Origin of the sequence: Sphingobium sp. CECT 9361 (assembly GCF_918741285.1) — a bacterium.
Classification (GTDB): domain Bacteria; phylum Pseudomonadota; class Alphaproteobacteria; order Sphingomonadales; family Sphingomonadaceae; genus Sphingobium.
Window position 1 is genome coordinate 1 of sequence record NZ_CAKKNC010000050.1, and the last position, 8999, is coordinate 8999.

Annotated in this window: 11 protein-coding genes and 1 pseudogene; all 12 read left to right on the forward strand. The window is 64.2% G+C overall.

All coding sequences use genetic code 11. From position 1 onward, the window contains the following. Positions 1–273, forward strand: a pseudogene (locus LQ220_RS24385) (hypothetical protein); the annotation flags it as partial. Continuing rightward, positions 270–704: a DUF2958 domain-containing protein gene (locus LQ220_RS24390; RefSeq protein WP_230190571.1), complete on the forward strand. Its 435-nt coding sequence runs from the start codon at positions 270–272 to the stop codon at positions 702–704. The pseudogene LQ220_RS24385 and the gene LQ220_RS24390, both read left to right, overlap by 4 nt. A gap of 89 nt (positions 705–793) precedes the next feature. Next, a complete protein-coding gene (locus LQ220_RS24395) occupies positions 794–2578 on the forward strand; it encodes a ParB N-terminal domain-containing protein (protein WP_230190572.1) in 1785 nt (594 codons plus the stop codon). A 161-nt stretch (positions 2579–2739) separates the two neighbouring features. After that, on the forward strand, positions 2740–3162 hold the full coding sequence (locus LQ220_RS24400; protein WP_230190573.1) for a DUF5990 family protein: 423 nt from the start codon (positions 2740–2742) through the stop codon (positions 3160–3162). A 396-nt stretch (positions 3163–3558) separates the two neighbouring features. Then, on the forward strand, positions 3559–3858 hold the full coding sequence (locus LQ220_RS24405; protein ID WP_230190574.1) for a DUF736 domain-containing protein: 300 nt from the start codon (positions 3559–3561) through the stop codon (positions 3856–3858). A 157-nt stretch (positions 3859–4015) separates the two neighbouring features. Next, positions 4016–4243, forward strand: coding sequence for a helix-turn-helix domain-containing protein (locus tag LQ220_RS24410; protein ID WP_230190575.1), 228 nt, complete (start codon positions 4016–4018; stop codon positions 4241–4243). Further along, on the forward strand, positions 4240–4821 hold the full coding sequence (locus LQ220_RS24415) for a S26 family signal peptidase (RefSeq protein ID WP_230190576.1): 582 nt from the start codon (positions 4240–4242) through the stop codon (positions 4819–4821). Before LQ220_RS24410 ends, LQ220_RS24415 begins: the two co-directional genes overlap by 4 nt. Then, positions 4809–5417, forward strand: coding sequence for a lytic transglycosylase domain-containing protein (locus LQ220_RS24420; RefSeq protein WP_230190577.1), 609 nt, complete (start codon positions 4809–4811; stop codon positions 5415–5417). The genes LQ220_RS24415 and LQ220_RS24420 overlap by 13 nt, the downstream gene beginning before the upstream one ends. A gap of 239 nt (positions 5418–5656) precedes the next feature. Further along, on the forward strand, positions 5657–6010 hold the full coding sequence (locus LQ220_RS24425; RefSeq protein WP_230190578.1) for a hypothetical protein: 354 nt from the start codon (positions 5657–5659) through the stop codon (positions 6008–6010). A 197-nt stretch (positions 6011–6207) separates the two neighbouring features. Beyond that, positions 6208–8226: a relaxase/mobilization nuclease RlxS gene (rlxS, locus tag LQ220_RS24430; protein ID WP_230190579.1), complete on the forward strand. Its 2019-nt coding sequence runs from the start codon at positions 6208–6210 to the stop codon at positions 8224–8226. A 186-nt stretch (positions 8227–8412) separates the two neighbouring features. Beyond that, positions 8413–8604 (forward strand): hypothetical protein, encoded by a 192-nt coding sequence (locus LQ220_RS24435; protein ID WP_230189568.1) that lies wholly within the window; start codon positions 8413–8415, stop codon positions 8602–8604. Between the two features lie 90 nt (positions 8605–8694). Next, positions 8695–8999, forward strand: a 305-nt coding sequence (locus tag LQ220_RS24440) for a 6-phosphogluconolactonase (protein WP_230190580.1), incomplete at its 3' end; no start/stop codon positions are given.

Below are 8999 nucleotides of genomic sequence, written 5' to 3' on the forward strand. Positions count from 1 at the left end.
TCAAACGACCGCAGAGGTTCGTCGAGAAATAATGCGGAGCAAAGCCCGTCAGATAACGTCGCAATTCTGCGCATTTCATACACTGAAACCGCGTTCCTTCACATTATCGACACCTCGCGATTACTTGAGGTGCTGCGCGAAGACAATAGGGCCATCTTCCGCGCCGCCAGCGCAGCGACCAAAGCCGCCGACTGGTTGCTGGCCCGATATGGCGAAGCGCAATCCATGCGCGACCAAGGCGGCGCCGACGAAGACGCAAGGAGGGCGGCGTGATTCTTCTCCCTCCCGAACTGTGCTTTGCGCTTCGCGCAAATGACATTGCCCGCCGCGCCTGCGAAGCCAAGGGTGAGCGGTTCGATCCGCCGCCGGTGGTCAAGCTGTTCAATCCCGTGGGTGCTGCAACATGGCTTGCGACGGAACTGGCGGAGGATGGCGACACCTTGTTCGGCCTTGCCGACCTTGGCTTTGGATGCCCGGAGCTGGGCTATTTCAGCCTGTCCGAAATCGCTGCCATACGCTTGCCCTTCGGCCTGTTCATCGCGCGCGACATCGCGTTCGATAGTCCGCATTCCCTGTCCGTCTGGGCCAACTGGTCGCGCCGCGCCGGGTCCATTCTTGGTGCACAGACGCTGCTGCGCCGCGCCGCCGCGCGCGGCGAAAAACCAGAGCTTCCGCCTTTTTCGAGTGAACGGAACGGCGGTTGATGCGCAGGCGGCGCGCTTCGCCGCCATCCAAAAGCCGATCCGTCCACTCTAGCCCAAGCGACGGATCGGCACTCACAAGGAGTACGATCATGACACTCGTTTTTATCGCGCCTGACAAGCTTTCTGTCAGCAAGACCAATATGCGCTATGCGCGCAAGGCCCCGGATGTGTCCGACATCCTGCCCACCGTGCGCAAGCGCGGTGTCATCCAGACGCTGCTGGTTCGTCCCGGCTGCGAGGAGGGCCATTATGAAATTGTCGCAGGCGCGCGGCGCTATCATGCCGCATTGATCGTCGCAGAAGAAACCGGCGAGGTCGAACCGCTGCCGTGCCGCATCCTGTCCGAGACCGATGACGCTGCCGCCATCGAAGCGTCCATGATCGAGAACATGGCAAGGCTGGACGCCGACGAAGTGACCCAATGGGAAACCTTCACCCGGCTGGTGAAGGAAGGCCGCGATGTCGGCGACATTGCCGCAACCTTCGGCTTGCCCGACCTTACTATCGCGCGGGTGCTGGCGCTCGGCAATCTCTTGCCGCGTATCCGCGCGGCCTATGCAGCGGAGAAGATCGACCGCGCCACCATTCGCCACCTCACTCTTGCCAGCAAGAGCCAGCAGCGCGCGTGGCTGGCGCTGTTCGACGATCCCGACAGCTATGTGCCGACCGGCCATCAGGTAAAGGCATGGCTGCTGGGCGGGCAGTCGATCCCGTCGCGCTTCGCCCTGTTCGACCTCGACGGATATAAGGGCGCGGTCATCGCCGACCTGTTCGGCGACGACCGCTATTTTGCCGATGCCGACACCTTCTGGACGGCGCAGAACGCCGCGATCGAAGCCCGTCGCGCCGCCTATCTGGAGGAAGGCTGGAGCGATGCCGTGATCGTGCCGCCATCGGATCATTTCCATAGCTGGGAATATGAAAAGGCGACCAAGAGAAAAGGCGGGCGTGTCTACATCGACGTCCGGGCGACAGGCGAAGTCAGCTTCCACGAAGGCTATCTGACCCGCAAGGAAGCCCAAAGACTGGCGCGGGGCGAGGGGGCAGAACCCGCCAAAATTGCCCGCCCCGAAATGACGTCTACCATGCAGACCTATATCGACCTGCACCGCCACGCCGCCGTCCGCGCCGCCTTACTCGGTCATCCCGGCGTGGCTTTGCGGCTCATGGTCGCCCATGCCATCGGCGGATCGCACCTGTGGCGCGTCTCGCCCGAACCGCAGTCCAGCCGCAACGACGCGGTGCGCGAAAGCCTCGAAACCTGTCGCGGCGAAACCGTCTTTGACGCGCGCCGCCGCGCGATCCTCGATGTCCTTGGCTTCTGCGCCGAGGAGCCGACCGTGGTTGGAAGTGACGTGCCTTCCAATGATGACGGCAATGGCAATGCTGCGGGGGAGGCGGGTGACGCCCCGCAGGGCGTGGCGGGCCTCTTCCAGCGCCTGATCGACCTGCCCGATGCCATCGTCCTGGAGATTATTACGGTCGTCATGGGCGAAACGCTGGCAAGCGGCAGCGCCGCCGTCGCGGCGGTGGGCATGCAGATCGGCGTCGACATGGCCGACTGGTGGGAGGCGGACGCCGTCTTTTTCGAACTTGTCCGCGACAGACAAGTTCTGTCGCGGATCGTCGCCGAAGTGGCCGGCGAGACGGTCGCCAACGCCAATGCTAGTGAGAGGGCCAAGGTGCTAAAGCGCATCGCGAGCGATCATCTCACAGGTGCCGATGGACGCACCAAGGTCGCGCGTTGGGTGCCGCGCTGCATGGCCTTTCCGGCCTCCAGCTATGCTACGCGAGGCGGCGTCGGCACGGTTGCGGCGCAGGCGGTCGAGCCGCAAAAGGACGGCGGGCACGAGCCATTGGCACAAGCGGCCTGAACCTTTCGCGCGGGCGGATGGCCTCCGCCCGCGCTTGCCTTCCTGGGCAAAAATCGCGCCGCGTGGCCTCCGCCGGATCGGCGTCGGCCACGCGGCGCAATGGTCGTCGGCTCGGCTTTTCGGTTCGTTGAACAGCCCGCCCTTCCCGCTATGATCGCGGCATGAAACTCGCCGACCAGACAGACATCCGCATGCGGATCGTGATCGATGCGCCGGTTATTGGCGTGGCGCATAGCCTCCCGTCCAGGGACGGCGGGCCGCTCGACCCCAAATGCTCCGATGGCGGCGAACCGCTCGCCTTCGAATTCGCCATAAGGGTCGCGCCCGGCCCCAAAGTCTTCGGCGATCAGGTACGGCGGGAAGGCCCCGAGCGCCGCTTCGTCTATATCCGGATCGGGCAAATGGCCGGTGATCCGGCCTCGCCCTGGACCCGTCGGATGAAGATCGACATCCACGATATCGCCGAGGACATGCGCGACCGCGCTGCCCATGGCGGCGTCATTGAAACCCGCGTCCATGGTACCGCCAAGGATGGCGCGCCCGCATGCGCCACGCTCAAGCCGACGTCACGGCGCATCGTCTAGCCGCTGGCGGGATTGATGGGCCGGAGGGTGGCCTAGAGGGCTTAAAGTTAGGCGATAAGCCGCATAATACCGCGCCCGCCGCGTCCAACTCCCTCTGATACCACCGTCTTTCTGCGCTGCATCGCCGACCCCATGTGCCTCCTTGCATGGCAGGTCTGGCGCCCGTCGTCCTGGTCCGCGCAACGGCTGCGCCGACCTTCTTCCCCGGCTCCTAAGGAGCCTTCCTCGCGAAACAAGAAGCCCGGCTTTCGCCGTCCTCCGCTGCGCTTCGGCCTGCCCACCCCATCGCTTGCGCCATGGGGACCCCGGATCAGGTGCGCGTCGTCCGACCGTCGCCTGATCGACTGCCATCGAGGCCGCATGGGGCGGCTATCGAGCAAACAGAAGGACACGAAAATGGCACAGATTGGCAGCTTCACCCGCGGCGAGAACGGCACCTACACCGGCGAAATCCGCACGCTCACCCTTCGCGTCAAGGCCACCATCCGGCCCGTCGAACGCGAGAACGACAAGGCGCCCGATCATCGCGTCAGCACCGGCGGCGTCGAGTTCGGGGCAGGCTGGACCAAGGCGGCACGCGAGACCGGCGCTGAATATCTCAGCCTCAAGCTCGACGATCCGTCCTTCCCCGCGCCGATCTACGCGACGCTCAGCCAGGGCGATGATGGCGAGCACAAGCTCATCTGGTCGCGCTGATCCGGCAGCCCCGCGCCAGGTGGCGCGGGGCTTTGCCCCCCAAGGGGTGTCGAACTTGGGTTAAGCATTTTCGACACTCCTCGCGGCGTGCCGTGCGCCGCATCTGCGGTGTCGCGGCCCGCACTTTCGCGGCCGCCTCGCACCGAGGATACTCGACATGGACGACGACACTATCCAGCGCGCCAACCGCGCCAAGCGGGGCTCGCCCTTCCTCAATACCGAACAGGCAGCAGCCTATCTCAAGCTCTCCGCGCGGACGTTGAAGCGTCTCAAGCGCGCTGGAAAGGGCCCCGTTTTTCGGCGCCACAGCCGCTTTATTCAATATCATATCGACGACCTCGATAGCTGGTCGAGCGAGAATGCCGGTCGGGATTTCGTGGTATGAGCGGGCGCCGGACGCGGACCGCTGACGCACCGCTTCTTGCCTGGGGGGATGCCCTGCGCGCCAAGGCGAAGCAGCGTACACGGCGCGCGCGCTATGTCGCCGCCGTCAGCATAACCACGCTGGTGGTGCTGGCATCCACAGCGCTTCCGCCCACGCCCCGGCTCGTCTGGAATGCAAGCGCCAGCGCGCCGATCGGGCTCTACTGGGTCGAGCCGGGCGTCGACCTGGAGCGGGGCGACATGGTGGTGGCGCGGCTTTCCGACGGCGTTCGGCAGATGGCTGCCAGGCGGCGCTACCTCCCCATGAACGTGCCACTCGTGAAGCGCGTCGCGGCTGTCGCTGGCGATGAGGTTTGCGCGCTGGGGAAGCATATCTTCCTCAATGGACACCGCATTGCCGAACGCCGCGCTATGGATGCAAAGGGGCGCGCCATGCCGCGCTGGTCGGGCTGCCGCCGCCTGCGCGGGCACCAAATCTTCCTGATGCTGGACGCTCCAGCCTCGTTCGACGGGCGCTATTTTGGCGTGACGCAAGGCGTCGATGTCATAGGGAAGGCGCGGCTGTTATGGGCGCGCTGAAGCTGCTGTTGGCCCTCGGCACGCTGGTGCTCACTTCGCCGTCGCATGCGCAGACGGTCTCTCGCTGGCGACCTTATGTCGATGAGGCATCGGCCCGCTTTGGCGTCCCCAGCGTCTGGATCGAGCGGGTCATGCAGGCGGAGAGCCGTGGCCACACGCATCGCGATGGCCGTCCGATCCGCTCGCGCGCCGGTGCCATGGGCCTGATGCAACTGATGCCCGGCACATGGGCAGAGATACGCGCGAAGCTGGCCCTCGGGTATGACCCCGATGCCCCACGCGACAATATACTGGCAGGCACCTTCTACCTGCGGCTCATGTATGATCGCTTCGGCTATCCGGGGTTGTTCGCCGCCTATAATGCAGGCCCAGGTCGCTATGCCCAATATCTCGTTGGTCGTCGCGCGCTTCCAGCCGAGACCGTCGGATATCTTGCAAGCGTTGCTCCGTCTTCCCCCACACCGGGTTTTGCCACGGCAACGCCCCTGCCGCCGCCATCGATTTTTGCCGTGCGTCGGGGCGGAAATCCCACCGCCGATGCTGCGGTTTCGAAACCCGCCGCATCGCTCTTTGTCGCTCTCTCCCAAGGCAATTGAGGCTATTGTTGCGCGTCATCGAGAGGGAGGAAGCTCGTCTCGACAGGCCCAGCATGACGCGCGGCAAAGTGGCTCTCAAGGCCCGCGGGCGCCCCCCAATTTGCTGCGCAAATCGGTTCCCCCCACGTCCGCTTCACGGCGCTGCGCTGCGCGCCGCGGCCCTGACAGCCGCTCCGCCACCCGTCCCGAAAACGCCGTTCTCGATTGGAAGAACAGAAGCGTTGGAGGGTACAATGGGCATGTCTCAAAGCATTGGAACGGCGTCGGAGCGCGTTCTGGAAACACTGGTCGCAGGACTGGAACGGGAGTTCGGGCGCGGGGCAGGGGAGGCCCTGGCGCACCGGTTTGTGGACGCCGAAGAGATCGATTTCAGATGGGCTGTGCGGATGTCTGAGCGGTGGCTCGGTCCTTATGCCGGCACGGATGACGACGGTCTGGAACTGGACCGGATAGCGATATGCGGGCAGATTGAGGGCACGTGGTTCTGTGCCACCATGCTCGTGGATGGCGAAGGCGAGGCCCATGGGATGATGGGATGCCGCCTGTTCAGATCGATGGCCGAGGCGCGGGATGCGATGCGCCATGCGCACTGATCGCAGGACAATTTATGGGGAGCGGCGGCGTCGGCTCGGCGTCGTCTCCCCCCTATTTTTGAGGCGCGATGGGAACAGGAAGGGAAGAGAGGGGAAACAAGATAAAGGCAGAGTCTCGCGACACTGTCTAAGGGATTGTCTGCACATCCTTTTTTCACGAGACAGCTATTCGCGACCACGAGACAGGGAACGCGAAAATGGCGGAAATGGGCCATTTTCTGTTCGAAATCGCGAGACAGGGGCATATTGCCATGTCTGACGACGATTTCACCCCCAAGCTTGGGCGGCAAGGCAGCAAGGACGGCAAGAAGGTCGTCAAATATGGCGGGCGCATCCTCGCCGCCGCGCGGCTTGCCGGCACAAAGACGGGGATCCGCGCGCGGCGGTTCGACGGGAGCCGGATCGGGCGCGGCGCGAGCATGGGGCGCTTGTTGTCGACCCGTGATCGGCTTGGCGGTTTTCGCGGCCGTCGCGCAGTGGTGAAGGCAAGCCTGATCCGGCTTCAGGGCAAGGGCGGTCAGGCTGCCCGCGCGCACATGCGCTATATCCAGCGCGACGGGGTGACGCGGGAGGGCTTGCCGGGCGAGCTATACGGCCCGGAAACCGACCGCGCCGATGGTGATGGTTTCTTGAAGCGCGCTGCCGGTGACCGCCATCAGTTTCGCTTCATTGTCTCCACCGAAGATGGCGCTGAATATCCCGACCTCAAGCCCTATGTCCGTCGCCTCATGACTCAGGTCGAGCAGGACCTCGGCACCAAGCTTGACTGGGTCGCGGTCGACCATTTTAACACCGAGCGTCCGCACACCCACATCGTCCTGCGCGGCGTCGATGATCGGGGCGACAATCTGGTCATCGCGCGGGAGTATATATCGCACGGGCTTCGCGAGCGTGCGTCCGAGCTTGTGACGCTCGATCTGGGGCCCCGTACCGATCGCGAAATCGAGGCGCGCCTGCGCCATGATGTCGACCAGGAAAGGCTGACCGCGATCGACCGTCGGCTGGTGCGGCGCATGGACGTCGATCGAACGGTATCACACGCGGACAATGATCCCTTCCAGCAATCGGTCACGGCAGGGCGGTTGCGCAAATTGAAGGCGATGGATCTGGCTGATGACATCGGCGGCGGCCGCTACCGGCTCGCCGAGGGGTTGGAGGATACGCTCCGCCGCATGGGCGAGCGCGGCGACATCATCCGCCTCATGCAGCGCGAGCTCACGGCCCGCAGGCTCGACCGCGCAGGCGTCGAGCAGGTCGTGTCCAATGACTTGCGCGAGACTTTGATCGGGCGGGTGATCAGCCGAGGCTTTTCCGACGAGCATCGCGATCGGCATTATCTGATGGTCGACGGGGTCGATGGCCGGGTCCATTATATCGATATCGGCCGAGGAGATGCGACGCCATCGGTGCCCGAGGGATCGACGGTGCGGATCGCGCCGTCGCGGATCGCGGTGACCCAGGCTGATCGCACGGTCGATGCGGTCGCCCGCACCAATGGCGGGCGCTATTCGATCGACCTGCATCTGCGGCACGATCCACAAGCCAGCGAAGCGCTCGCGACAAGTCATGTGCGTCGGCTCGAAGCGATGCGGCGTGTGGGCGCTGGACCCGAGCGTCTGGCGGATGGAAGCTGGACGATCCCCAACGATCATCTCGCGCGCGCCGATGCCTATGCCAAAGCCCAGCAGCGCGACCGGCCAGTCACGCTGGAGTTCCTGTCGCGGTCGCCGATCGACGAGCTGGCCGGGAAGCACGCGCCGACCTGGCTCGATCGTGCGCTTGCCGAAGGCGGTCACGCTGCCGTGCGCGATGTCGGATATGGACGGGAGGTGCGGGCCGCGCTGGCGGCCCGGCGACAGTGGCTGATCGAGCAGCAGTTGGCGAAGGGCGAGGGGGCCGCGTTTCGCTACCGGGAGGGCGCGCTGGACGCGCTCCGCCAGCGTGAATTGCGGCAGGCCGGAGAACGGCTCGAAGAGGATATCGGGAAACGGTTTGAACCGGTCCGGATCGGCGAGCGGATCGACGGCAGGATCGCCCGGCGGGTCGATCTCGAAAGCGGGAGTTTCGCTGTCGTCGAGCGCTCGAGGGATTTCACGTTGGTGCCGTGGCGGGAGGTGCTCGAGCGGAACATGGGCAAAACTGCGTTTGGGATCATGCGGACGGATGGCATCAGCTGGCAATTCGGGCGTGGGCGCGCGGGGCCCACGATTTCCTGAAGCGCGACGATAGGCGGAACGACTTGTCGCGGCTGGCACTTCTCTTCTCGTGAAGAACGCGACCTGCAATGTGAACGGCATCAAGGGCGCGCCTCTGCCATTCATTGATTAGGGTGCCGCTTGCAAGGATCAAACTTGTCCAGCAGGAGGCTGGCTCTCGAACCCGGCAGGCTGTAATGGCCGTGGATGTCTTTGATAGAAACCTACCTCGCTAACGCCCAAGCGCAACGCGATGCTGCCGCCAAGACGCCTCTTCCCAATCGCAAGGCTATGCACGAGCGGTCGGCTGAAACATGGGAAGAAATGGCGCGCAGCGTCAGCGACACGGCGGCGCGGGCAGCAATCAACCTAGCCGCGAAGTCGGCCCTTGTCGGCTAATAGTACAAGGCCCTTACCGACTGTGCTGATTGATCGAAAAACAAGAAACGGGAGCACGGGCTTAAACCTGTTCTGTTCAAGGAAGTTCACGTGAGCGACGAAGTCGAGTGGTGGGAATATGATGACCTGGCGGAAATGGCGGCGGCGGTTGCTGGCGATATCGGCTTCATAATCGAAAGCGCGATCGACGCGCGCGGCGCGGCGGTAATTGCGCTTGCTGGCGGAAAGACGCCAATTCCAATTTACGAAACATTATCGTCTGCAAAACTGGACTGGAAGCGCGTCACGATTATCCCCGGAGACGAACGCATTGTGCCATTGGGCGACCCGCTCAGTAACGTCACGGCGTTGGCCAAGTTCTTTCTGCCTAAGGGCGCCCGCGTCATGCCCATCGT